This is a genomic window from Bacillus sp. MM09(2025) (genome assembly GCF_050496725.1).
GTDB classification, from domain to species: domain Bacteria; phylum Bacillota; class Bacilli; order Bacillales; family Bacillaceae; genus Bacillus; species Bacillus pumilus.
Map to the genome: position 1 here is coordinate 26,907 of NZ_JBNWEN010000004.1, position 25,122 is coordinate 52,028.

Sequence of the window (25,122 nt, forward strand, 5' to 3'; positions counted from 1 at the left end):
TTATTCTACACTACATCGCCTGATTATAAAACGGATTTAACAGATTCTTCGACAGTTGCCAGTGCTTCTTCTAGCTTTTCTGGTTGTTTTCCGCCTGCTTGTGCCATGTCTGGGCGTCCGCCTCCGCCTCCGCCGCAGATTTCAGCTGCCTGTTTCACAAGTTTCCCTGCATGCAGACCTTTTTCGATGACGTCTTTTGTCACTCCTGCTGAAATGTTTACTTTTCCGTTTTGAACGGCTCCGAGCACAATGACAGCTGAGCCTAATTTGGCTTTTAAGTCATCAACCATTGTTCTTAAATGGTTCATGTCTTTCGCATTTACTTTTTCAGTTAACACTTTCACTCCGCCGATTTCTGTCACTTTCTCTAAAATAGAGCCTGCTTCAGCCTGGCTTAATTTTGCAAGAAGAGATTCGTTTTCTCTTTGAACCTCTTTTAAATCTGCCTGCAATGAAGCGATACGTTTTGGTACATCCTTCGTATTTGACTTCAGCTCACTCGCTGCCTGCTCTAAAATCGCCAGCTGGTCATTTAATTCTTCGTATGCCCCTTTACCAGTCACCGCCTCAATCCGGCGTGTTCCAGCACCAATACCCGATTCAGAGGCAATTTTAAACAACCCGATTTCCGCAGTATTTTGAACGTGACAGCCGCCGCAAAGCTCGATGCTGTAATCGCCTACTTGGACAACTCGGACAATATCGCCATACTTCTCGCCAAAGAGCGCCATTGCACCCATTTCTTTTGCTTCCGCAATCGGCTTCAGGTCAATAGCAACAGAGATGCCTTCCCAGATCTTTTCGTTCACAATTTTTTCTATCTGAGACAATTCCTCTTTTGTGACTTGTCCAAAGTGAGAGAAGTCAAAGCGAAGTCTATTTTCATTCACCAATGATCCTGCTTGGTTCACATGGCTGCCCAAAACGTCTTTTAGCGCCTGGTGCAAAAGATGTGTCGCTGTGTGGTTTTTCACAATGCCTTTTCGAAGAGCTGATTCCACTTCCGCAGTGACTTCAAGTCCTTTTTTGGCTGTACCGCTTACGACGATACCCTCATGAACATGCTGACCATTTGGCGCCTTTTTCACGTCTTTGATGTCGATAATCACTTCAGCGCTTTTCAATGTCCCTTTATCAGCCACTTGTCCGCCGCTTTCCGCATAGAAAGGTGTTTCATCTAACAAAATTTGTACTGTATCGCCTTCATGTGCTTCTGTGACAATTTCACCATTTTGAAGCAATTCGACAATATGGGCATCTGCCGTTAGATTTTCGTAGCCAACAAATGTGCTTTCTACTTTAATATCTCCTAGAGCACCGCCTTGAACCTGCATACTGCCGACATCTTGTCTCGCATTTCTTGCACGTTCACGCTGCTTTTCCATCTCAGCCTGGAAGCCTTCTCGATCCACTGTCATGTTTTCATCTTCTGCGTATTCTTCTGTGAGCTCGACAGGGAATCCATACGTGTCATACAGCTTAAATACATCTTCACCTGAAATCTGTGTGCTGCCTTTGTCTCTTTCTTTTTTGATGACTTCTGACAAAATAGCTAAGCCTTCGTTCAGTGTTTCATGGAAGCGTTCTTCTTCATTCTTGATGACTTTTGCAATAAATTCTTCTTTCGCTTGTACATCTGGGTAGAAATCCTTCATGATTTCCGCCACTACTGGAACTAGGTCAAACATAAACGGGCGATGGATGTGAATGGTTTTTGCATAACGCACGGCACGGCGAAGCAAACGTCTTAGCACATACCCGCGCCCTTCATTGGAAGGAAGCGCTCCATCACTTACAGCAAAGGCAACCGTTCTAATGTGGTCAGCAATGACTTTGAATGCTGTATCTTTTTCCTTTGTCTCGCCATAGCTTTCTCCAGAAATGGTTTCAACTGCACGAATAATTGGCATGAATAGATCAGTATCAAAGTTCGTAGGCACGTTTTGAATGACAGATACCATTCGTTCAAGACCCATCCCTGTATCTATGTTTTTCTTCGGAAGCGGCGTATATGACCCATCTGGGTTATGGTTAAATTCAGAGAACACTAGGTTCCACACTTCTAGATATCGGTCATTTTCTCCGCCAGGATATAACTCTGGATCGTTCATGTCGTTACCGTATGATTCACCGCGGTCATAGAAAATTTCTGTATTCGGTCCACTTGGGCCCTCTCCAATATCCCAGAAGTTCCCTTCAAGGCGAATAATACGTTCTTCAGGTACACCGATTTTATCTCTCCATAGAACATACGCTTCTTCATCCTCTGGATGGACAGTGACAGATAACAAATTCGGGTCAAAGCCAATCCACTCGTCACTTGTGAGGAATTCCCACGCCCATTCGATCGCTTCTTCTTTAAAGTAATCACCAATCGAGAAGTTGCCAAGCATTTCAAAGAACGTATGATGACGTGCTGTTTTCCCTACGTTTTCAATATCATTTGTACGAATTGATTTTTGCGCGTTGCAAATACGTGGATTGTCAGGTACGACGCGGCCATCAAAGTATTTCTTTAATGTTGCCACGCCGCTGTTGATCCACAAAAGTGTCGGATCATCATGCGGTACGAGTGATGCACTCGGTTCTACAGCATGTCCTTTTTCTTTAAAAAAGTCTAAAAACATTTGGCGTACTTGAGCTGAAGTTAAAGTTTTCATTCAAAAATCCTCCCTTTTCATTCATCAATCTCCACACAAACGAAAAAACATCCCGCCCTATGCAAGCACAAAACGACTTACACAGGGACGAGATGTTCTCGCGGTACCACCCTGATTATAGACAAATTCGTCTATCACCTTCACATCCGATAACGCCGGAAGAGAGCGGCAGTGTTTATCTGCACTCGGGACTAGCTTCCGTTAAAGGTCTGATAAGGCTTTTCTCAGCAAAATAAAGCCTCTCTCTGAAACAGCTTTTTAACGTACTCGGGTCCGTCATTGAATTCAGTATGTAGTATGAATCGAAATTATTATAGACAACTCGGCTCCTCTTGTCAATGAACGCTTCGCCTCATAAGGATATATTGCACAATGATCACCCTGATTATAGCGGCAGTTGGTACGGCTAAAATCATGCCTATTAAACCAAATAACTCTCCACCAGCAAGCAAGACTAGCATAATGACGACAGGATGCATATGAAGACTTCTCCCTACGATAATCGGGCTGAGGACGTTACTTTCTAAAAATTGCAGCACGGCAACTGTAATCAGCACAATAATAACCGATTTCACTGAGATGGTAAACGCAATAAAAACAGCGGGAATCGCGCCAATAATCGGTCCAAAATACGGAATAACATTCGTTGCGCCAATTAGCATACCAAGGACAAGCGGGTACGGGATATGAAACAGCCAGAGCACAATGGCTGCTGCACCCCCAATGAATGAACAGACAAGCAACTGCCCTCTAATATAATTACCAAGTGATTCATCAACTGCTTTCACAAACGCATGCCCCCTCTTCCGAAATGAGGGCGGCGTCAAATACCATGCAGCCCGCTTCATTGTATTCATGTCCTTCACCATATAAAAAACAAGAAAAGGGATGAGCGCGGCAACTAATGCGTAATCAAGTATTACTTTACAGCTAAGAATCATCCGCTCCGCGCCGTTCGCTGCATATGTCTCCGATTGAACAATTAAGCGGTCCAAGCGGTCGTGAAGTCCGTCTGGCCAATGGCTTGTATGATGATGAATATGTGATAAAGCGCCATTATACGTTTCTGCAAGTACAGGGATTTGTTCTGACAGCTCATTTAACTGCTTGATCATGACAGGCGCCCCTTTATAAACCGCAAGCCCAATCCCGCCAAAAAACAGGACATAAATCAATAAGAGACTTAGAGTCCTTGGTAAGCCCCTCGAGTGCAGTTTTTCCACTATCGGATAAAGCAGATAAGAAATAAAAATAGCAATGAGCAGCGGAATCAGAACTGCCTTTAACAACAAAAAAATAGGCATCCATAACTCGTCGAGCTGCAATAAAATGAGCAAGGATGCAAGGACAAGCAGAACCCCTGCAGCATATATCAGAAATTGGATCGGACGTTTCTTCACCTTTTTCACCTCTTTTCTTATTGTTTAACCATCTTCTGCAATTATCCATGTAAATAAAATTTGTCCTAACTTTGTTAAAAATGAATACACATGAAACATACAGCACCATCCAAAGTTACTAAAATGTCTCCACTGAATTCCACCATGTACAAAAGGAGGTTCTTCATGATCACATTCGAAGAAGTCAATAAGCATTATGGCCAGTTCCATGTACTGAAAGACATTAACCTACATATTCAAAAAGGTGAGGTCGTCGTGATCATCGGTCCTTCAGGATCAGGTAAAAGCACGATGCTCAGATGCATCAATCGTCTTGAAAGCATTGATGAGGGAAAGGTGCTTGTCAACGAAGTGCCTGTTCAGCATCCGAAAACCAATATCAATCTTGTCAGGCAAAATATCGGGATGGTATTTCAGCATTTTCATCTCTATCCGCATAAGACGGTGCTTGAAAACATTATGCTTGCGCCAATGAAGGTGAAAAAGGTGAGCAAGGAAGAAGCGAGGGAAACAGCCGAATTTTATTTACATAAAGTCGGTATTCCTGATAAAGCTGACGCCTACCCTTCAAAACTCTCAGGCGGACAGCAGCAGCGTGTTGCCATTGCAAGAGGGCTTGCAATGAAACCGGAGGTCATGCTGTTCGACGAACCGACATCAGCTCTTGACCCAGAGATGATCGGTGAGGTACTAGATGTGATGAAGCAGCTCGCACGAGAAGGAATGACCATGGTTGTCGTCACACATGAGATGGGATTTGCAAGAGAAGTGGCTGACCGTATTGTCTTTATTGATGAAGGCAGAGTTCTTGAAGAATCAACACCGGCTGCATTTTATGAGAAACCGCGTGAGAAACGCGCTCAGCTCTTTCTAAGCCGTATTTTAAATCACTAGGGGGAATGATTTTAATGAAAAAAATGAAACGCTTTGGCCTACTACTCTTTATGACTTGCTGTATTGCCGCATTAGCAGCTTGCGGATCTGCTGAAAAAGGCTCGACTGATGCAAAAAAAGGAAGCTCTTTAGAAACCATTCAGAAAGACAAAAAAATCATATTCGGGGTCAAGAATGATACACGTCTCTTCGGTCTAAAAAATCCTAGCAGCGGAGATATTGAGGGGTTTGATATCGATATTGCAAAAGCCATCGCAAAGGAAATGCTCGGTGATGAAGGAAAAGCAGAATTCAAAGAAGTGACATCAAAAACGAGAATTCCTCTACTGCAAAAAGGAGATATTCATGCAATCGTCGCAACCATGACGATTACCGAAGAGCGTAAAAAAGAAGTCAATTTCTCAGATGTATATTTTGAAGCAGGACAATCACTGCTTGTGAAAAAAGGAAGCGACATTCAATCGATTGATGATTTGAAGAAAGGGACGAAAGTGCTTGCAGTGAAAGGGTCTACTTCTTCTCAAAATATCCGCGAAAAAGCACCTGAAGCGTCTGTATTAGAATTTGAGAACTATCAGGAAGCTTTTACAGCTTTAAAATCAAACCAAGGGCAAGTGCTGACAACTGATAATGCGATCTTATTTGGTATGGCAGATGAGGATTCAAATTACGAAGTCGTCGGCGGCACCTTTACAGATGAGCCTTATGGCATTGCTGTCAAGAAAGGGGATAAGGAATTAACAACGGCCATTAATAAAGCCCTAAAGACATTAAAAGATAATGGAGAGTATGACAAGATTCATCAAAAATGGATCAAAGAATAATGGGTTGACTTGTTAAGAATGATTTTCTCAGGGTGAGCCGCTCATTGGCTCCCCTGTTGATCAGGAAGGAAGTGAACTGATTGCTGCGGTTTTCCATTCTCACTGAAAACTTCAATCTTTATGTAGAAGGCTTTAAATATACCATTGGCGCAAGTGTCATTGCTTTGATTGGAAGCTTTTTGATCGGTACACTCATTGCCATTATGAGGATTGCGCCACTCAGGCCGCTCAACTGGTTAGGAACGGCTTACGTGGAATTTATTCGGAATATTCCGTTATTATTGATTACATTTGTCTTCTTCTTTGGGTTACCCGTGCTAGGTATTGTAGCAGATGGCTTCACCGCTGGCACAATTGCTCTTGCCATTTATACCTCTGCCTTTATTGCTGAAGCCATTCGCGCAGGGATACAAGCTGTACCGCTTGGACAAATGGAAGCAGCCCGTGCTTCAGGTCTATCCTATAGCGGGACAATGCGGTATATCATTCTGCCGCAAGCGATTAAAATTGTCATTCCCCCTCTTGGGAATCAATTTATTAACCTTGTCAAAAACTCCTCTATTTTAGGAGTCATTGCAGGGTTTGACCTCATGTATCAAGGAGACCTCATCGCTTCTAGAACATTTGTGACATTTGATGTCTACATCTTTGTTGCCATGTTCTATCTGCTATTAACGATTCCGCTCAGTTTAGGCGTTGGTTATTTGGAAAAAAGATTAGCAAGAAGCCACTAGAAAGGAGGACACATTATGGATTTTCTAGGTGCCTACCAGCCTGATCATCTCGCCTTTTTACTTGAAGGATTTGCTGTCACCTTAAAAGTGGCTTTTATCTCCATCATTTTGAGCTTTCTCATTGGATTAGTCATTGGCACGTTGCGGTTCGCTCAAATTCCGGTTTTATCAAAGATACTTGCAGTCGTCGTCGAAACCATTCGAAACTTGCCGCTCTTATTGATCATCTTTTTCACCTATTTTGCACTGCCCGAAATTGGCATTAAGCTGAGCATTACAGCCTCGGCTATCGCAGCTTTAACCGTATTTGAATCAGCAATGCTGTCAGAAATCATTCGAAGCGGTTTAAAATCAATTGATAAGGGGCAGATTGAAGCAGCCAGATCTTCTGGTTTAACTTATATCCAAACGTTAAAAATGATTATTATGCCGCAGGCTTTACGCCGAATGGTGCCGCCAATTGTCAGTCAATTCATCTCTCTTTTAAAAGATACGTCACTAGCTGTTGTCATTGCTCTTCCAGAACTACTGCACCACGCTCAAATATTAAACGGTCAGAGCCAATCTTACTTACTGCCCATTTTCCTATTAGCGGCAATGATGTATTTTGTCGTCAATTTCAGCCTATCATTACTGGCGCGCCGATTAGAATATAGGCAGGCATAAAAAAGGACATCCGCTTTTGGCACTTAGCGGATGTCTTTTTGTTTACATCATTCTCATAACGCGTTTTCTTAGCTTTTTCATATCCCGCTTTGATGGCATATCATATCGGCTTGCAAAGTGATATGCGAGTGCGCCTGCACCAAGCGTTAATAGTGAAGAAGTCATTTTACCCATTCGAAATTCCCCCTTAACACTTATAGTTGAATTGAACGTTCATCATCACTAAACAGATCATCTAAGCTGCTTAGTGTTCCGTCTTCTTCCACTTGGTGTGTAGATATTTTGCCTTTTGACAGCGTCAATTCAATAAAACAGCCCCAGCAATAATATTGATTGACCCCAATTTTTCCGATGTCTTTACATTTGCAATTTGGGCAAATGAGCATAATCAGCACCTCTTTACGTTCGGTTTAGAACAAGTGCTTCCTTTTGAACGTTGATCAAGGTTCCGGCAGCCTGAAGCTGTTTTCGAATCCCTGATAGCTCTGTAAAGAAGCCGTCCGAGAGTTCATATGCTACGATTGTGCCCGAATTTGTGCAAAAGTATACATCTTCCAAAATGCCTAAATTTTCACCGTCAGGCGACTGCATCATTTTCTTTTTTAATTTCGAAAATAAGAGGGATGGGGCGGAGGAATCCATGCCTACTCCCTCATGGCAGCTCACATATAAGCCTTTGTCTGTCAGCTGATCCCCAGCCGAGAATGGAACGAGTGCACAGTCTTTCTTTTTCCCATCTAACACATATCCTCCGCAGCTGCCTCCGGCTAATAAGCAAATATCTTTTATGGAACCAAGTGAATGAGACGTTTCACCAGTATAGATTGACATTCCTTCAAGCTCTCGACATGTTCTCAAAATGTGCTCAACCACCTTTTGCGGAACAGTCTTATCGTGTGCGTTTGCTTCAAGACTCATACGAAGAAATGGCTTCCATGAACGAAATATGCGAATTTCTTTTCATGCTAAAAAAGGCTTCCATCTGGAAGCCTTTTATTCATGCATAAAATCAAATGGAGTGATTCCCTCCATACCGATATTTGCATCATGTACGCTAAACGGCAGTTCTTTTTGAAGTGCTGCAAGCTTCGCATCCATGACCTCTCCTGTTTGCACGAGCCGCATCGTTAAGGACGTTTGTCTGAGCGAATCCTCATTGTTTTTCACGCCCCACTCCAGTGCTGATTCCTCGCCGCACAGGATTAAAAACTTTTTACTTCGTGTAATGGCTGTGTACAGCAGATTTCGCCGAAGCATTCTGTAGTAGCTTCTCAAGACTGGCAGTACAACAATGGGAAATTCACTACCTTGTGATTTATGGATGGAGCAGCAATAGGCATGTGTAAATTGATGAAAATCCTTTTTAGTAAAAGTGATTTCATTCCCATCAAAGGAGATCACAGCCATATCTTCTTTTTCCGTGTTTTCTTTCGCATAAAAAATCGAGACAATTTCTCCAATATCACCGTTAAAAATATTGTTCTCCGGCTGATTCACAAGCTGAAGCACTTTATCACCGGTCCGGTACACCACATCACCAAACGGGATTTCTCTGCCCTTTGGTTTTTTAGGATTCAAAATGTGCTGCAGCATTTTATTGAGCTCATTAATGCCTGCTTTTCCTTTATACATGGGCGCAAGCACCTGAATGTCTTTAGCTGAATAGCCTTTTTGAGCAGCATTGCTAACGACTTTCTCAATGACTTCTTTCATTTGATCAGCTGAGCATTTTATGAAGGATCGGTCTTTTGAACGTGCGGTAATATCTTTTGGCAGGACGCCATTTTTCATATCATGTGCAAGTTCAACAATGCTGGAGCCGTCTGCCTGCCGGTAAATATCTGTGAGGGTAACAGCTGGTACGGCTTGTGATGCAAGCAAGTCTCTTAACACTTGGCCTGGTCCGACAGACGGAAGCTGATGTTCATCTCCCACCATGATCACTTGGGTATGGTCAGGAATGGCTTTAAACAAGTGATTCGCAAGCCAAATATCTAGCATACTTGATTCATCAATGATGACAAGCTTTCCTTCAATCGGCTGTTCTTCATCATGCGAGAAGCCCTCAGATCCGTTCCAACCAAGCAGACGGTGAATCGTCACAGCTGGAAGCCCTGTTGATTCTGTCATTCGTTTAGCTGCTCGTCCAGTTGGCGCCGCAAGCACAAATGGAAAGGATTCATCTTTTTTGTAATCACTCGGATCAAGAGATACACCGTGAAGGTCGCTGTAAAGCTCAACAATCCCTTTAATGACAGTTGTTTTCCCAGTCCCAGGTCCGCCTGTTAAAAGCAGCATTGGGGACATGAGTGCCTTTTGAATCGCTTCCTTTTGTGTCGGCGCATACTGGACGCCCAGCCGTTCCTCGAGCTCACCAAGGGCTAGAAGGAATTCTGATTCAGGAAATTGATCTGCATATTCCGTTTGGGAGACGATTTTTTGTATACGTTTGGCGACACTTTGCTCGGCATAAAATAAGGACGGATGATAGCAGCGCTCATCTTCAATGATCATCTCTTTCCCTTCGCCAAGTGCAATGATCTGATTGGCGACGTCCATTTCCGTCACTTTGTACTCATTGCCTGTCTGATTGAGTAGCTTGCGGGTTTCGAGGATCAAATCCTTTGTTTGCATGTACGTGTGACCGTCCTGAAGACTGGCTGTCTCCACTGTATAAAGCAAGGCTGCACGGATTCGCTCTGGGTCACTTCCTGAGATGCCAGTTCTAGCGCCAAGTTCATCTGCCTTAATAAAACCGATCCCTTCGACATCCTTGACAAGCTGATACGGGTTTTCTTCAATCTTCTGCAGCGTCTCACTCTCGTACACTTGATAAATCTTCATGCTGAGCTGCGGACCAAAGCCGTATTGATTGAGGCTGATCATGATTTGTTCCAATCCTTGATGCTCCTGAAGCGCTGCGGCCAGCTTATCTGCCTTCTTTTTTGATAAGCGCGGAACGTCATACAAAACCGCTGGGTCACGCATAATTTTATGAAGCGTCTGACTGCCAAGCTGTCCTACAATTTCTTCCGCCGTCTTTTTGCCTATCCCCTCAAATAAATCACTTGAGAGATAATGAATAATTCCTTGCTTTGTTGTCGGTACTTCTTTTTGAAAATGAGTTGCCTGAAACTGTTCACCAAACTTCGGGTGGCTTGTGACTTTGCCATAGAAGGTGTAAGTTTCTTCCTCATGAAGTGCTGGGAAGTAGCCTGTGACAGATGCTGTTTTTTCCTCTAAGTTTTCCGATGTTTCAATGACTTTCACCTTTAACACCGAGTATAAATTACTTTCATTATGGAAAATAACGGCTTGAACTGTCCCCTTTAAAAACGGTTCGTCCTCAAGCTTCATTTGATCTGGATGTTCCTGCACAGGTCTTCCCTCCTTCCGTCTATTCTGCTTCTTGAATCAACTTTTGCGCATGCAGTGCCAGCATATGGTCAGGCTGCACATCAATCGCTTTTCCTAACATCTCAAGTGCTTCGTCTTTTTTCTCTAAGTATGCATACGCAACCCCTAAATTATAAAAGGCATCTGCATGCTCCGGATCACGCGCAATCACCTCAGTAAAGGTTGTCACCGCTTCTTCCAGCAATTGTTCATTGGCTAAGCACATGCCAAATTGGAATCTTGCTTCATTATCATCTTCATTCAGTTCGATGGCACGCTGAAGATAAGGCATCGCAAGCTTCGGCTGCTCTAATTTGATGAGCGTCTGCCCCAGCATATAAAACAAATCACTATTTTCCATGCCCGCTTTTAGTGCTTTTTCAAAATAGTCTTTTGCTTTCATAAAGTCTTCTTTTAATGTGTATACATTTCCTGCCCCGTAATAGGCTGCAGCTGCAGCTTGATCAAGCTCAATTGCTTTTTGAAAGAAATTTAACGCACGTTCAAATTCATTGATGCTTGACAGCAAGTTCGCAAAGTTAATATATGGAACTGGGTCTTTCGGGCTTTCTTCAATGGCTTTCGTAAAAGCTTCCGCTGCTTTTTCGATGTTCCCCTGATTTAAGGCTTCTATGCCGATTTCATTATGATTCATTCGCTCTCTCATCCTTTCATTAAAAAACCTCAACAGCGACGTTGAGGTTTTGAAAACATGTTACACATACGACAGTTTTTGGCCGTCCTTAAAGACATCGTCAATTGTTCCGCCGCCCAGACATTCATCGCCATCATAAAAGACAACCGCTTGTCCTGGTGTCACAGCACGAACAGGTTCATCAAAGATGACCATCGCTTCTTGCTCACCTGTCATTTTGACCTTTACATGGTGATCTTCTTGACGGTATCTGAATTTAGCTGTGCATGTTAATTCACCGTTTTCACCGACAATATGAGGACGAGTCCAGCTGATATTGACGGCTGAAATGCTTTCAGAATATAAAAGTGGATTGTGGAAACCTTGTTCGACAAACAGGATATTTTGTTCCAAGTCTTTTCCAACGACAAACCAAGGATCACCGCTGCCGCCAATGCCTAGACCTTGGCGCTGCCCGATCGTGTAATACATCAGTCCATCGTGCTCCCCTTTGACTTCTCCGTCCATCGTCTGCATCACGCCAGGCTGCGCAGGCAAATATTGACTGAGGAACGTTTTAAAGTTTCTTTCCCCAATAAAGCAAATACCCGTTGAATCTTTTTTCGTTGCTGTTGCGAGCTCTGCTTCTTTTGCCAATTCACGAACCCTTTTTTTCTCTAAATCACCGATTGGGAACATGACTTTATCAAGCTGTTCCTGAGTCAGCTGATTTAAGAAATACGTCTGGTCTTTGTTGGCATCAAGACCTCTTAGCATTTTGACTTCATCGCCAGTTCTGTCGACGCGCGCATAGTGCCCTGTTGCCAAATAATCCGCACCGAGTGACAATGCATGCTCAAGGAACGCTTTGAACTTAATTTCTTTGTTACACATGACATCTGGGTTTGGCGTTCTGCCCGCTTTATATTCATCAAGGAAATATTGAAACACTTTGTCCCAATATTGCTTCTCGAAATTCACTGCATAATAAGGGATTCCAATTTGGTTACACACGCGGATGACATCCTCATAATCCTCCGTTGCTGTACATACACCATTTTCATCTGTGTCATCCCAGTTTTTCATAAATATGCCGATTACATCATAGCCTTGCTCTTTTAGCATAAGAGCGGCAACTGATGAATCGACTCCTCCGGACATACCGACCACAACTCTTGTGTCTTCTGGTCTTTTTGTCATCTTCATCAACTCCATTTTCAATGAAACAGCATGTGCGTTTCGTTCTTCAGGTGCTTGGCTGTTTCATTTTTCACACACGAACAAAAGAGGGACGTTTATTTGGCTAAGCGTTTGACAACAGCTACTATCTTGCGCGCCGCCTGCTTCACATGATCCTCTTCATTCCCAAGACCGAAGCTTATTCTGACTGAGGACGTCAGCTTGTCTGCTTCTTCGCCATACATGGCGCTTAACACGTGCGAAGGAAGGACGGATCCAGCCGTACATGCAGATCCACTTGAAACAGCAATTCCTTCCATATCTAAATTCACAAGTAACGATTCGATGGAAACGCCCGGGAAATGAACATTTAAAATATGAGGCAATGTCTCTTTCAGGTGTCCATTGATAGAGAAAGTAAGTGATTCCTCTTCGAATACTTGCAGCATGATTTCTTTGAGCTTACCATAATGCATGGCTTTTTCTCTTCTATTTTGCTTCGTTAATTGAACAGCTTCTGCAAGTCCCACGATCCCTGCCACATTCTCAGTGCCAGCACGGCGTTTTCTTTCTTGTTCTCCTCCGAAAATTTGCGGAGAAAGTTTCACGCCTTCGTTTACATATAAAAAGCCGGTTCCCATTGGACCATTTAGCTTATGGCCAGAAGCAGATAAAAGATCAATATGAAGGTCTGCTACATCGATCAGCATTGTTCCAAACGCCTGCACGGCGTCAGTATGAAAATGTGCAGTGTGATGGTGTAAAAGCTCGCCAATGTCTTTGATGGGCTGAATCACACCTGTTTCATTGTTGCCGTACATGATGGTGACAAGAATCGTATCATCTCTTAGTGCTTGCTTTAGTTGTTCAAGATGAATCAATCCCGTTTCATCCACATCTAAATATGTCACGTCAAATCCTAGCTTCTCTAGGCGTTCACATGTATGCAGCACTGCATGATGCTCTGTTTTTGCTGTGATGATATGTTTTCCTTCATGCTGCCTTGCCATCGCCACACCTGTAATGGCCAAGTTGTCTGCCTCTGTTCCTCCGCTTGTGAGGATGATCTCCTGCGGTTTACAGTGTAATTCTCCTGCAATGACTTCCCTTGCTTCATCGAGCCACTTTCTTGCCTCACGCCCGTATGAATGAATACTAGAGGGATTGCCAAATATCTCTGTAAAGTAAGGCATCATCTTGTCCACAATCCGCTGATCCATAGGCGTTGTCGCTGCATGATCTAAATAGATACGTTCCATTTCCGGTACACCTCTGATCTAAATATAGAACATATACGCCTCTTGATCCTCGTCATCTTTATAGCTTGCCAAGTCTTCAAGAGTTGTATTGTCTAGTACGTCTTTTACTGCATCACGAATACGAATCCAAAGTGCACGTTTTGCTGGTTCTTCGTTTTCAATGACTTCGACAGGACTAATCGGTCCTTCTAATACACGAATAATATCACCCGCTGTAATATCGCTTGGCTCATGGGCAAGCACATAACCGCCATATGCTCCGCGGATACTTTTCACAAGACGGGCATTGCGAAGTGGTGATACAAGCTGCTCTAAATAATGCTCAGACAAATTATTGTTTTGAGCGATTGATTTTAATGATGTAGGGCCTTCGCCATGTTTTTTGGCTAATTCGATCATGATCGTCAGACCATATCTGCCTTTAGTAGAAATTTTCAAGTTAAACACCTCTGCGTTTTCTATTTCTATGTCATCAATTATTTTTCTGATTTCATATACGCTTATATAGACCTAAAGCAATTATATCATACTTTTAGCCAACTTTCATTTGCGGGTTCTAAGCTCAAAATGAGGACGCATCCCTTTTCTATTTGAAGAAATTTCGGTACTCTATACAAACAAGACATTGCTTTAGGAGAGATAATCATGAAACCTTTAGCGTACCGGATGCGCCCAAGTCATATTGAAGACATCATTGGGCAGGAGCATCTCGTTGGAGAAGGTCAAATTATTAGACGAATGGTCGAGGCAAAACATTTATCCTCGATGATTTTATACGGACCGCCGGGCATCGGCAAAACATCGATTGCGACGGCGATCGCTGGCAGTACAAGCATTGCGTTTCGGACGTTGAATGCGGTCATTCATAACAAAAAGGATATGGAAGCTGTCGCCGCTGAAGCGAAAATGAGCGGTCAGGTCATCCTCATTTTAGACGAGGTTCACAGGCTTGATAAAGGAAAACAGGATTTCCTTCTTCCTTATTTAGAAAATGGCATGATTATTTTAATTGGTGCAACGACGGCTAACCCCTATCATGCGATCAACCCCGCCATCCGAAGCCGTACACAAATATTTGAGCTGAAACCGCTTGAAACGGAGCAAATCAAAGCTGCGCTAATAAGAGCGTTACAGGATGAACATCGCGGACTTGGCGGTTATGAGGTGACAGTGGACGATGAAGCGATGAATCATTTTGCCAATGGATGCGGCGGAGACGTACGCTCTGCTTTAAATGCGTTAGAACTAGCTGTCTTATCGACAAAAGCAGATGGGGATGGGCATATAATGATCACTCTTGCCGCAGCAGAAGAATGTTTACAAAAAAAGAGCTTCTCACATGATAAGAATGGTGATGCTCATTATGATGTCCTCTCGGCTTTTCAAAAATCCATTAGAGGATCTGACGCAGATGCGGCGCTGCATTACCTTGCCAGACTGATTGAAGCAGGAGACCTTGAAAGCATTTCAAGGAGATTACTCGTGATGGCTTACGAAGATATTGGCTTAGCTAGTCCGCAGGCAGGCCCTCGTGTGTTAAGCGCTGTTCAAACAGCAGAAAGAGTCGGCTTCCCGGAAGCACGAATTCCGCTGGCTAATGCAGTCATTGAACTGTGTCTTTCTCCTAAGTCCAACTCAGCGTATAAGGCGATCGATGCGGCACTAGGGGACATTCGTTCAGGGAAAATTGGTGAAATCCCTGTTCATTTAAAGGATGCTCACTATAAAGGAGCTACCGCTCTCGGCAGAGGTGTGGATTACTTATACCCTCACGATTATGAAAACGGCTGGGTGAAGCAGCAGTACTTACCTGATCCGCTGAAAAACAAGCAATACTATGAAGCGAAGCAAACAGGTAAATTTGAAGGCGCACTAAAACAAGTATATGAGAATTTAAAACGCCAAAAATAAAAAAAGCCCCCTGCGTAATAGCAGGTGGGCTGTCAGATTGTTGACAAAGGGCTAAAATGATCTTGATTTTAGCCCTTTGTCTTCTTTTCAGCGTGATAGAAAACCTTTGCAGTCTAGGAAGGACGAGCATCGGAGCGGAGCGAATTTAACATTCGTGAGCACCGAAGCGCAGATCTGACACCGAATGCGAGGGTTTATCTACACGCTGGCCCCTGCGTAATAGCAGGTGGGCTGTTTATTTATCCTTCACACGTGTAATTGGAATATCTTTCAAAAGCTGCATAATGACATGACCACCCATGATCAGTCCTGCAACAGACGGGACGAAGGCATTGGATGATGGCGGCATTTGTGCCTTGCGAATCTTCGCTTCATCATTTCCAACTTCTTTTCTAACATCTTCGCGAATCACAATCGGACTTTCATCTGAGAAAATGACTTCAATTCCTTTACGAATCCCTTCTTTGCGCAGACGCGTTCTTACGACTTTTGCAATTGGATCGGTATGTGTTTTTGAAATGTCATCAATTTTGAAGCGGGTCGGATCTGTTTTGTTTGCAGCTCCCATACTCGAAATGATGTTCACGTTGCGTTTTAGACACTCTTTCATTAAATGAATTTTATAGTGAATCGTATCTGACGCATCGATGACATAATCAAGTGGATATTCAAAAAATTGCTCATAGGTTTCCTCTGTATAAAACATCTTGAGCGCAACAACTTCACATTCTGGATTAATATCAGCGATTCTCGCCTGCATTAAGTCAACCTTTGGCTGTCCAACTGTTGAAAGCAATGCTGGCAGCTGACGGTTTACATTTGTAATATCAATATCATCTTTATCAACAAGAACAATACGGCCAACGCCTGAACGAGCGAGTGCCTCAACTGCAAATGAACCAACGCCGCCCACACCAAGCACTGCAACTGTACTGTTTTTTAATATATCTAAGCCTTCCTTGCCAATGGCAAGCTCGTTTCTTGAAAACTGATGTAACAAGTGCCTCACTCCACCTTTATTTAAAATGAATCGAAAGAATCATATCATATTCAACCTTCTTCGTCATCCTTCTGAAAAAGAAAAAAACACAAAAAAGTCCCGACAACGCCGCCAGCTTTTCCTTCGTTTTGAACCCCGCACCATGCAGGTGGGTGCTTTCTTCCTGACTTTATAAGTCCTCAAAAGAGGCATTTATGCAGAAAGGAAAGGCAAGCTCCCGTATAAAAAAATGTTCGGTCAAAACTAGGTAACCACCGTACGTATCAGGACTTTATTTATTGATTGAAGAAAGCATATCATAGGCATGCCGCTTTTTCAAGCGTTTACATGCTTATATCCATGCGTCTATTTTACTGTTTTACTTTTGTTTTAATGGCTAAACTTAACTCATCCAGCTGCGCCTCGCTCACATGACCTGGTGCATCTGTTAGCACGCAGCTCGCACTTGCTGTTTTCGGAAATGCAATCGTGTCTCTTAAGTTAGAGCGGCCGGCAAGCAGCATCACTAAGCGGTCAAGACCAAGTGCGATTCCGCCGTGCGGAGGAACACCATGCTCAAAAGCATCTAGAAGGAAGCCGAATTGTTCATAAGCCTCTTCTTTTGAAAACCCAAGTAAGCTAAACATTTTTTCTTGAATGTCCTTTTCGAAAATACGAATCGAACCTCCACCAAGCTCATAGCCATTTAGGACAAGATCGTAAGCCTGTGCTTTCATGTCTTCTGGACTTGTCTCAATTAATTCAAGATCGTCGCGCACTGGCATTGTGAAAGGATGATGGGCAGCATAGAAGCGGCCTTCTTCTTCATCTTTTTCAAGCAGCGGCCAATCAACAACCCATAAGAAGTTGAAAAGAGACTCATCGATGAGCCCAAGCTCTTTACCGAGTTTTAGGCGAAGGGCACCAAGTGCGTCATGGACAACAGACGTCTTATCTGCAACAAAAAGTAGAAGGTCGCCTTCTTCAACTTGCAGCTCTTCTTTTAATTCTGCTTGCTTTGCTTCGTCAAAGAATTTAGCAATCGGTCCTTTTAATTCTGCCCCTTCTGCTTTAAGCCAAGCTAGACCTTTTGCACCGTAGTTCGCTGCAAAAGCACCAAGGGCATCAATGTCTTTTCTTGAGTAGTTCGCTGCTGCTCCTTTGACATTGATGGCTTTCACAGCTCCACCATTTTTCACAGCTCCGCTAAAGACTTTGAAATCAGAGTCTTTTACCGTGTCTGAGATGTTAACAAGCTTCATCTCAAAACGTGTATCTGGTTTATCAGAACCATAAGAATTCATCGCTTCATCATATGTCATACGAGGTAATGGCAATGTCAGATCTACACCTTTGACATCTTTCATCACCTTTGCCATCATCTCTTCAGCAAGCGTCATAATGTCCTCTTGACTCATAAAGGACATTTCGATATCGACTTGTGTGAATTCCGGCTGACGGTCAGCACGCAAGTCTTCATCCCTAAAGCAGCGGGCAATTTGATAGTAACGATCCATGCCTGAGACCATTAGCAATTGTTTAAATAATTGCGGGGACTGAGGCAATGCATAGAACTCTCCTTCGTGTACACGGCTTGGAACAAGATAGTCACGTGCACCCTCTGGCGTACTTTTTGTTAAAATCGGTGTTTCAATATCTAGAAAGCCGTTGTCATCTAGGAAATGGCGGAATGCTCTAGTGACTTCATGTCGCATTTTCATCGTTTCAAACATAGCAGGACGGCGAAGGTCTAAGTAACGGTATTTAAGGCGCACATCTTCTGATACCTCATCCGCTTGATCTGAAATCACAAAAGGAGGAGTCTTTGCTTCATTTAACACGCTGACCGTTTCGACTTGTATTTCAATTTTCCCTGTTTTTAAATTTGGATTGATTGTTGCTTCTTCTCTTGCCACAACCGTTCCTTTAATATCAAGGACATATTCATTACGAATCGATTCTGCTGTCTCAAGCGCCTCTTTTGAAAGGTCTGGATTGAAAACAGCTTGTACAATTCCTGTACGGTCACGCAGATCAATAAAGATTAATCCGCCAAGGTCACGTCTTTTTTGAACCCATCCTTTTAATACAACGGTTTGACCGATTTGGTCTTCTGTTACTTCTCCACAATAAAAAGTTCTACCAAACACAAACATTCCACTCCTTCTTTACGCCTTCTTGTGGGCCTTCATCATTTGAATCAGCTCATCAAGCTTCACTTCAATTTGTTCACCCGTTGTCGTATCTTTTACATTCACAATGTGCTGCGCGAGCTCATCTTCACCCAGGACAGCAATAAACTTGGCTTTTAATCGATCAGCCGCTTTAAATTGTCCTTTTAATTTCTTCCCTGTATAGTCCATTTCACTTGAAATGCCTTCTTTTCTCAGACGATTTAATAATGAAACAGCGTAATCTTTCGCATCATCACCGAGTGCAGCAATGTATAGATCAATGCCATCTTGCAGTGGAAGATCAATCCCTTCAGCATCGATTGCTGATAGGAAGCGCTCAATACTCATAGCAAAACCGATTCCTGGTGATTCAGGACCGCCAATTCCTTCAACAAGTCCATCATATCGGCCTCCGCCGGCTAATGTGGTAATTGCACCAAAGCCTTCAGCATTGCTCATGATCTCAAATGCTGTGTGATTGTAGTAATCAAGACCACGCACTAAGTTCGGATCGACGACATATTCAACGCCTATATCTGTTAAGTATTGTTTGACCTTTTCAAAATAAGTCCGTGATTCATCATTTAAGTAATCTTGAATGGATGGAGCCGTTGCCATCAATTCGTGGTCACGATCCTTTTTACAATCAAGAATTCGCAGCGGATTTTGATGTAAACGAGTTTGACAGTCATGACAGAATTCATTGATTCTTGGTTCAAAGTGCTTAACAAGTGCCTCGCGGTAGTCTGCACGGCTCTCTTTGTCACCAAGGCTGTTAATGACGAGCTTTAAGTTAGAAAGACCTGCTTTCTCATAAACACTCATGGCAAGGGAAATCACTTCTGCATCAATGGCAGGATCCTTTGAACCGATCGCTTCAATTCCAAACTGATAAAATTGACGATATCTTCCCGTTTGCGGTCGTTCATAGCGGAACATCGGTCCGATGTAATACAGCTTTGTTGGCTGCGCCGGCTGTGCAAATAATTTATTTTCAACATAAGAACGTACAGTTGATGCCGTTCCCTCTGGACGAAGGGTGATGCTGCGTCCCTTTTTATCTTCAAATGTATACATCTCTTTTTGAACGATATCGGTTGATTCGCCTACTCCCCGTGCAAACAGCTCTGTATGCTCAAAAATCGGTGTGCGGATTTCTTTGTATTGAAAGGCTGCACATGTATCTCTTGCAATTTGTTCAACATACTGCCAGCGTTCTGACTCTCCAGGTAAAATATCCTGTGTGCCTCTTGGAATATTAAAACTCATTTTTCGTCCTCCTACGACCATCATTCATTTTTTATGTGGACATATAAAAAACCCCCGCCTCTACTATGTGTATAGTAGGGACGAGAGTTATACCCGTGGTGCCACCCTAGTTGGAACATGATCTAGCCATGTTCCCGCTCAAATCCTTAACGCAGATTCACGTTCTCCGCCTATTGACTCATTTTTAGAGCGTTCAGCAGGAAACCTACAGAGTGTTCTTTCGTGATAAATGCCATGCGGATTCGCTTTCAGCCTAAGGCGATTCCTCTCTGCTCACGCAATTTACCCTACTATTCTCTATCATCAGTTCCACATTTTAAATTTTCAAGTGTGTTGATTTATATTATAATAAGGTCGGTGCTGCCACTCTGTCAACCCTTGCCGTGCCTCTTTTTCTTTTCCAGCTCTTCTTTTGACGTACATCCGTATTCAGATGCGGTTTCTTCTAGGAAGCCTGGTTGATCCATTTCGTCGTGCTGCCAGCGATCGATATCACGATGTCCATTATATTGCACTCGTCCTAATTTTCTGCTTAATCTCATGTTTGTACATCCTTTTATCACGTTTTTATTTAGTATAAACAGATTGATTCATTTTTATTAGGAAACTGCAAGGAATTAGTCCATTACATAACGAATTTACATTCATCGGTTTTACAAGGGAGGGGAAAACACCGTTTTGAATCTAAAAAAACACAATCAAATCATGATGCTTCTTACCTGTTTTGTTCTCATCGCAAGTACTTTGCCTATGACACATGCTACAGCACAAACAGATCAAGCTGTGGTCGCTACAGATGAAATCAATGTGAGAACAGGTCCTGGCTTAAGCTATGGAATCGCAGCTGTTGTGAAGCGCGGAGAAAGCTATCCCATTCTCATGAAACAAGGAGAATGGGTGCAGATCGGGCTATCGAACGGCCAAAAAGGCTGGGTCGTCTCATGGCTGATTACAACATCATCTGGCGGCCAAAAGTCTGCTAAGCCAAAGACGCAAAATCAAAGCTCAGCAGAGAGCAGTTCCATTACATCGACAGCCTCCGATCTTCGCATACGGACAGGCCCTGGGACGTCCTATCAAGTCGTCGGAACTTTCCCGCAAGGCGCTTCCGCTAAAAAGCTGCAGACAAGCGGCGAATGGACAAAAATTTCGTATAAACAAGCAGTAGGCTGGGTTCACTCTGATTATGTGTCAGGCGGCCAAAAAGCTTCTCAATCAAGCGCTGGCGAATCCTCTCGCTCTAAACAGACAGGCACAGTTGGCGTATCAAGCTTAAATGTAAGGCAATCGGCGGCACCTAATGCACAAGTCGTCGCTTCACTTGCCCGCAACACACAGATCACCATTTTGCGCGAGCAGAACGGCTGGTATGAAATTGAGGCAAAAGGGGTGAAAGGCTGGGCAGCAAGCTATTATATCGTCACAAGCAATGGAGCGAGTTCGGCGGGTGAAAAGAATTCATCTTCTTCGGCTTCCCAAAAGAAAGCGTACATTGTCTACGATGGCACCAACATTCGAAAAAGCGCTTCTACCTCTGCTCAGATTGCAGAAAGAGCCACAAAAGGCGCTGCCTATCAAATTGTTCGCACGCAAGGTGACTGGTACGAGGTGACATTATCAAACGGCGGAACTGGTTATGTGGCAAGCTGGGTCGTTCAAACGAATAAAAATAGCAGCGAGGCACCAAGACCACAGCAGGATTCATCGTCGGGAACTGGTTCTTTAAAAGGAAAAACGATTGTTCTTGATCCAGGTCATGGCGGAAAAGACAGCGGCACGATTGGCGCAGATGGAGCCTTTGAGAAGAACATTACCATCAAAACCGCCAATTTACTGGCAAGCAAATTAAGGGCTTCTGGAGCAAATGTTTATTTAACAAGAAGTGAAGATACTTTTATCAGCCTTCAATCGAGGGTTGCGACATCTCATTACAGAAATGCAGATGCATTTATTAGTCTTCATTATGATAGTTTTATGGACCCAAGCGTCAGAGGAAGTACAGCGTATTATTATCAAGCAGCAAAAGACCAGCAATTAGCGACAAATGTCCATACAGAAGTTGCTAAACGCTCTCAAATCCCTGATAAGGGTGTCAAATTCGGAGATTATTTTGTGTTAAGAGAAAACAAACGGCCTTCTCTTTTATATGAACTCGGCTATTTAAGCAATCCTCAGGAGGAAGCCATCATTTATAGCGCCTCTTACCAAGAACGAGTCACAGAAGGAATGACAGAAGGATTAAAACAATATTTCCGCTAAAAGAAAGAGGCCACTGTGCCTCTTTTTTGTTTGATCGCAAAAGAAAAAGACTCTAAACAAACTCCTGCAAGAGTCTATCTACAGTCTAAATTGAATCTATTCTTTACTATCCATCCAGATGGTGACAGGCCCTGAGTTGGTCAATGACACATCCATCATCGCGCCAAAGCGGCCAGTTTCTACATGAATACCTTTTTCTCTAAGGGCTTTATTGAAACATTCGTAAAGGGCGTTCGCAGCATCTGGCTTGGCTGCTTTCATAAAATTTGGCCTTCTGCCCTTTCTTGTATCACCATAAAGGGTAAACTGAGATACAGACAGCACGCTTCCTTTTACATCCAATAACGAATGATTCATTTTCCCGTTTTCATCTTCAAAAATACGTAAATGTGCAAGCTTATCAGCTAAATAATGCACATCTTCTTCTGTATCTTCGTGTGTGACACCAACGAGTACCATATATCCTTCATTGATGGCACCTGTGATCTCTTCTTCTACCTTCACAGATGCACTTGTCACACGCTGCACAACAAGCCTCATAGACGATATACTTCCTTTCTAATTCATGAATCGGCGAACAGAGTAAATGTCTTTGATTTGTTTAATGCGTTCTACCACTTTGTGCAAATGGTTAATATTTTGGATAAAGATCGCCATATGGATCGTCGCCACTTTGTTACGATCAGACTTACCAGAAACCGACGAGATGTTCGTTTTGGTTTCGTTGACTGCTTGAAGCACCTCATTAAGTAAGCCGCGTCTGTCATATCCTAATATTTCAATTTCCACATTGTATTCTTTACGGTTTCGAGCAGGCTGTTCATGCTCCCACTCAACCGGGATTAACCGTTCCTGCGCTTCTCCTGTCTTCACGTTCGGACAGTCATCACGGTGAACAGATACGCCTCGGCCTTTCGTAATAAAACCAACAATGCTATCACCTGGAACAGGATTACAGCACTTAGATAAGCGGACAAGCAGGTTATCTATCCCTTTGACTCTTACACCTGCTTCTCGTTTCTTCCCGTGATATGTCTTTGGCTCTACAGTCACTTCTTGAACCGTTTTTTCTTGTTCTTCTTGATCTCTTTGTTTTCTTTCTTTTTCAGTTAAACGATTGGCGACTTGGAGTGCAGTAATTCCGTTATAACCAACCGCTGCATACATGTCCTCTTCGTTTGAAAAATTAAATTTGTCAGCCACTTTTTGCAGGTTTTCAGCTGTCAGAATGTCTTTGACATCAAACTCAAGGTTTTTGATTTCTTTCTCCACGAGTTCTCGGCCTTTTTCGACATTTTCTTCACGGCGCTGTTTTTTGAAAAACTGTCTGATCTTGTGCTTCGCTTGGGAGGTTTGGGCAAGTTTGACCCAATCCTGACTTGGCCCATAGCTGTGCTTTGATGTCAGAATTTCAATAATGTCACCTGTTTTCAATTTATGATCGAGCGTGACCATCTTTCCGTTGACCTTCGCACCGATCGTTTTGTTCCCGATTTCCGAATGAATCCGGTAAGAAAAGTCAATCGGAACGGAACCCGATGGCAGTTCAATGACATCTCCTTTTGGTGTAAAGACAAACACCATATCAGAGAAGAGATCAATTTTTAACGATTCCATAAATTCTTCTGCATCTGTCGATTCATTTTGGAATTCAAGGATTTCTCTAAACCAAGAGAGCTTCTTCTGGAAAACAGCTTCCTCCGTTGATTCTGCTGACTCTTTTCCTTCTTTATATGCCCAGTGCGCAGCAATTCCGTACTCTGCGATTTCATGCATTTCCACTGTACGGATCTGAACTTCAAGCGGGTCACCTTTTGGTCCAATCACTGTTGTATGAAGCGATTGGTACATGTTCGGCTTTGGCATTGCAATATAATCCTTAAACCTGCCTGGCATCGGCTTCCAGCAAGTATGGATAATCCCAAGCACGGCATAGCAGTCTTTAATGCTGTCAACCAAAATACGAACGGCCAGCAGATCATAAATTTCATTAAACTGCTTATTTTGCAGGACCATTTTGCGATAAATACTATAAATATGCTTTGGTCTTCCGGAAAATTCAGCCTTGATGTTTACCTCTGACACACGATCTTTTACTTCATTGACAACCTCGTCCAAGTATTCCTCACGTTCCGCTCGTTTGCGCTTCATGAGATTCACGATCCGGTAATATTGCTGCGGATTTAAGTAACGGAGCGCTGTATCTTCAAGCTCCCACTTAATCTTTGAAATCCCTAATCTGTGCGCAAGCGGGGCAAAGATTTCAAGGGTTTCATTTGAAATTCTACGCTGCTTTTCCTGCGGAAGGTGTTTGAGCGTTCTCATATTGTGCAGACGGTCTGCCAGTTTAATCAAGATGACGCGTATATCCTGCGCCATTGCCACAAACATTTTCCGATGGTTTTCGGCCTGCTGTTCTTCTTGTGATTTATATTTAATCTTCCCGAGCTTTGTTACACCATCAACAAGCATCGCAACTTCTTCGTTAAAATGCTCTTTTAAATCCTGTAATGTCACATCTGTATCCTCGACAACATCGTGCAGGAAACCGCCTGCAATGGTTGATGGGTCCATTTCAAGGTCAACAAGAATCCCCGCCACTTGAATTGGATGGATAATATAAGGCTCACCAGATTTCCGGTATTGCTCCTTATGTGCATTTTCAGCATATTCATATGCTCGCTCTATAAATTGAATATGTTCAGCGGACAGGTATTCTCTTGCCTTGTCAATGACCTGCTGCGCCGTTAAAACTTGTTCGTTCGCCATGGAATCACCTTTTTAAATGAAAACTGTATTGTAGTTTATTATCAAGAAAAATTCGATAGATGTAAAGAGAAGAAGTCCGCTAAAAGATTTTTGATAGGAAAAAAGCACCCTTCTT

22 protein-coding genes, 1 other RNA gene and 2 other annotated features are annotated in these 25,122 nt (G+C 43.1%); of the genes, 6 read left to right on the forward strand and 17 right to left on the reverse strand.

Features of this window, described 5'->3' with window-relative positions; translation table 11 throughout:
• Nucleotides 1–23: 23 nt before the first annotated feature.
• Complete coding sequence (gene alaS, locus ACQYAC_RS06440; RefSeq protein ID WP_429942958.1) at nt 24–2,660, reverse strand: alanine--tRNA ligase; 2,637 nt, start codon at nt 2,658–2,660, stop codon at nt 24–26.
• A gap of 80 nt (nt 2,661–2,740) precedes the next feature.
• Nucleotides 2,741–2,949: a binding site (T-box leader), on the reverse strand.
• Nucleotides 2,950–2,995: 46 nt separating this feature from the next.
• Nucleotides 2,996–4,060 (reverse strand): AI-2E family transporter, encoded by a 1,065-nt coding sequence (locus ACQYAC_RS06445; RefSeq protein WP_058014575.1) that lies wholly within the window; start codon nt 4,058–4,060, stop codon nt 2,996–2,998.
• A gap of 165 nt (nt 4,061–4,225) precedes the next feature.
• Here ACQYAC_RS06445 and ACQYAC_RS06450 point away from each other — a divergent pair, with 165 nt between their 5' ends.
• From ACQYAC_RS06450 to ACQYAC_RS06465, 4 genes are all read left to right on the forward strand, one after another.
• Nucleotides 4,226–4,954, forward strand: coding sequence for an amino acid ABC transporter ATP-binding protein (locus ACQYAC_RS06450; RefSeq protein ID WP_058014574.1), 729 nt, complete (start codon nt 4,226–4,228; stop codon nt 4,952–4,954).
• A gap of 14 nt (nt 4,955–4,968) precedes the next feature.
• Nucleotides 4,969–5,778: a transporter substrate-binding domain-containing protein gene (locus tag ACQYAC_RS06455; RefSeq protein WP_180310450.1), complete on the forward strand. Its 810-nt coding sequence runs from the start codon at nt 4,969–4,971 to the stop codon at nt 5,776–5,778.
• Between the two features lie 80 nt (nt 5,779–5,858).
• Nucleotides 5,859–6,512, forward strand: a complete 654-nt coding sequence (locus ACQYAC_RS06460; RefSeq protein ID WP_058014572.1) for an amino acid ABC transporter permease — start codon at nt 5,859–5,861, stop codon at nt 6,510–6,512.
• Between the two features lie 15 nt (nt 6,513–6,527).
• Nucleotides 6,528–7,178: an amino acid ABC transporter permease gene (locus ACQYAC_RS06465; protein ID WP_003216394.1), complete on the forward strand. Its 651-nt coding sequence runs from the start codon at nt 6,528–6,530 to the stop codon at nt 7,176–7,178.
• Between the two features lie 42 nt (nt 7,179–7,220).
• Here ACQYAC_RS06465 and ACQYAC_RS06470 read toward each other — a convergent pair whose 3' ends face one another.
• The 8 genes from ACQYAC_RS06470 to cymR form a co-directional block, all read right to left on the reverse strand.
• On the reverse strand, nt 7,221–7,352 hold the full coding sequence (locus ACQYAC_RS06470; protein WP_003216198.1) for a YrzQ family protein: 132 nt from the start codon (nt 7,350–7,352) through the stop codon (nt 7,221–7,223).
• A gap of 20 nt (nt 7,353–7,372) precedes the next feature.
• The gene (locus ACQYAC_RS06475; protein ID WP_003216308.1) at nt 7,373–7,564 is read right to left on the reverse strand and encodes a hypothetical protein; all 192 of its coding nucleotides are present in this window, start codon (nt 7,562–7,564) and stop codon (nt 7,373–7,375) included.
• 13 nt (nt 7,565–7,577) lie between these two features.
• On the reverse strand, nt 7,578–8,036 hold the full coding sequence (locus ACQYAC_RS06480; RefSeq protein ID WP_429942959.1) for a prc-barrel domain-containing protein: 459 nt from the start codon (nt 8,034–8,036) through the stop codon (nt 7,578–7,580).
• A gap of 135 nt (nt 8,037–8,171) precedes the next feature.
• Entirely contained in the window at nt 8,172–10,556 is a 2,385-nt protein-coding gene (gene recD2 / locus ACQYAC_RS06485; protein ID WP_429942960.1) for an SF1B family DNA helicase RecD2, read from the reverse strand.
• Nucleotides 10,557–10,575: 19 nt separating this feature from the next.
• Entirely contained in the window at nt 10,576–11,229 is a 654-nt protein-coding gene (locus ACQYAC_RS06490) for a tetratricopeptide repeat protein (RefSeq protein ID WP_058014569.1), read from the reverse strand.
• A 60-nt stretch (nt 11,230–11,289) separates the two neighbouring features.
• Nucleotides 11,290–12,408 (reverse strand): tRNA 2-thiouridine(34) synthase MnmA, encoded by a 1,119-nt coding sequence (gene mnmA / locus ACQYAC_RS06495; RefSeq protein WP_003216305.1) that lies wholly within the window; start codon nt 12,406–12,408, stop codon nt 11,290–11,292.
• A 95-nt stretch (nt 12,409–12,503) separates the two neighbouring features.
• Nucleotides 12,504–13,646, reverse strand: a complete 1,143-nt coding sequence (locus ACQYAC_RS06500) for a cysteine desulfurase family protein (protein WP_429942961.1) — start codon at nt 13,644–13,646, stop codon at nt 12,504–12,506.
• Nucleotides 13,647–13,664: 18 nt separating this feature from the next.
• Nucleotides 13,665–14,084: a cysteine metabolism transcriptional regulator CymR gene (gene cymR / locus ACQYAC_RS06505; protein WP_429942962.1), complete on the reverse strand. Its 420-nt coding sequence runs from the start codon at nt 14,082–14,084 to the stop codon at nt 13,665–13,667.
• Between the two features lie 207 nt (nt 14,085–14,291).
• Between cymR and ACQYAC_RS06510 the strand changes: the two genes are divergently transcribed.
• The gene (locus ACQYAC_RS06510; protein WP_429942963.1) at nt 14,292–15,557 is read left to right on the forward strand and encodes a replication-associated recombination protein A; all 1,266 of its coding nucleotides are present in this window, start codon (nt 14,292–14,294) and stop codon (nt 15,555–15,557) included.
• A 235-nt stretch (nt 15,558–15,792) separates the two neighbouring features.
• On the opposite strand, the gene ACQYAC_RS06515 is transcribed toward ACQYAC_RS06510, so the two are convergent.
• From ACQYAC_RS06515 to ACQYAC_RS06535, 5 genes are all read right to left on the reverse strand, one after another.
• Nucleotides 15,793–16,557: a tRNA threonylcarbamoyladenosine dehydratase gene (locus ACQYAC_RS06515; RefSeq protein WP_044140034.1), complete on the reverse strand. Its 765-nt coding sequence runs from the start codon at nt 16,555–16,557 to the stop codon at nt 15,793–15,795.
• A gap of 92 nt (nt 16,558–16,649) precedes the next feature.
• Nucleotides 16,650–16,830, reverse strand: a non-coding RNA gene (gene ssrS / locus ACQYAC_RS06520) — 6S RNA.
• 77 nt (nt 16,831–16,907) lie between these two features.
• Nucleotides 16,908–18,686 carry an aspartate--tRNA ligase gene (aspS, locus tag ACQYAC_RS06525; protein ID WP_429942964.1) on the reverse strand — a complete coding sequence of 593 codons (1,779 nt, stop codon included), beginning with the start codon at nt 18,684–18,686 and terminating at the stop codon, nt 16,908–16,910.
• An 18-nt stretch (nt 18,687–18,704) separates the two neighbouring features.
• A complete protein-coding gene (hisS, locus tag ACQYAC_RS06530) occupies nt 18,705–19,979 on the reverse strand; it encodes a histidine--tRNA ligase (RefSeq protein WP_429942965.1) in 1,275 nt (424 codons plus the stop codon).
• A gap of 73 nt (nt 19,980–20,052) precedes the next feature.
• Nucleotides 20,053–20,292 (reverse strand) — a binding site (T-box leader).
• 58 nt (nt 20,293–20,350) lie between these two features.
• Entirely contained in the window at nt 20,351–20,521 is a 171-nt protein-coding gene (locus ACQYAC_RS06535; protein ID WP_003216250.1) for a YrzK family protein, read from the reverse strand.
• 136 nt (nt 20,522–20,657) lie between these two features.
• On the opposite strand from ACQYAC_RS06535, the gene ACQYAC_RS06540 reads away from it, so the two are divergent.
• Nucleotides 20,658–22,238, forward strand: coding sequence for an SH3 domain-containing protein (locus tag ACQYAC_RS06540; protein WP_429942966.1), 1,581 nt, complete (start codon nt 20,658–20,660; stop codon nt 22,236–22,238).
• A gap of 96 nt (nt 22,239–22,334) precedes the next feature.
• Here ACQYAC_RS06540 and dtd read toward each other — a convergent pair whose 3' ends face one another.
• A complete protein-coding gene (gene dtd, locus ACQYAC_RS06545) occupies nt 22,335–22,778 on the reverse strand; it encodes a D-aminoacyl-tRNA deacylase (protein WP_003216527.1) in 444 nt (147 codons plus the stop codon).
• An 18-nt stretch (nt 22,779–22,796) separates the two neighbouring features.
• Nucleotides 22,797–25,007, reverse strand: a complete 2,211-nt coding sequence (locus ACQYAC_RS06550; protein ID WP_012010732.1) for a RelA/SpoT family protein — start codon at nt 25,005–25,007, stop codon at nt 22,797–22,799.
• Nucleotides 25,008–25,122: the final 115 nt, after the last annotated feature.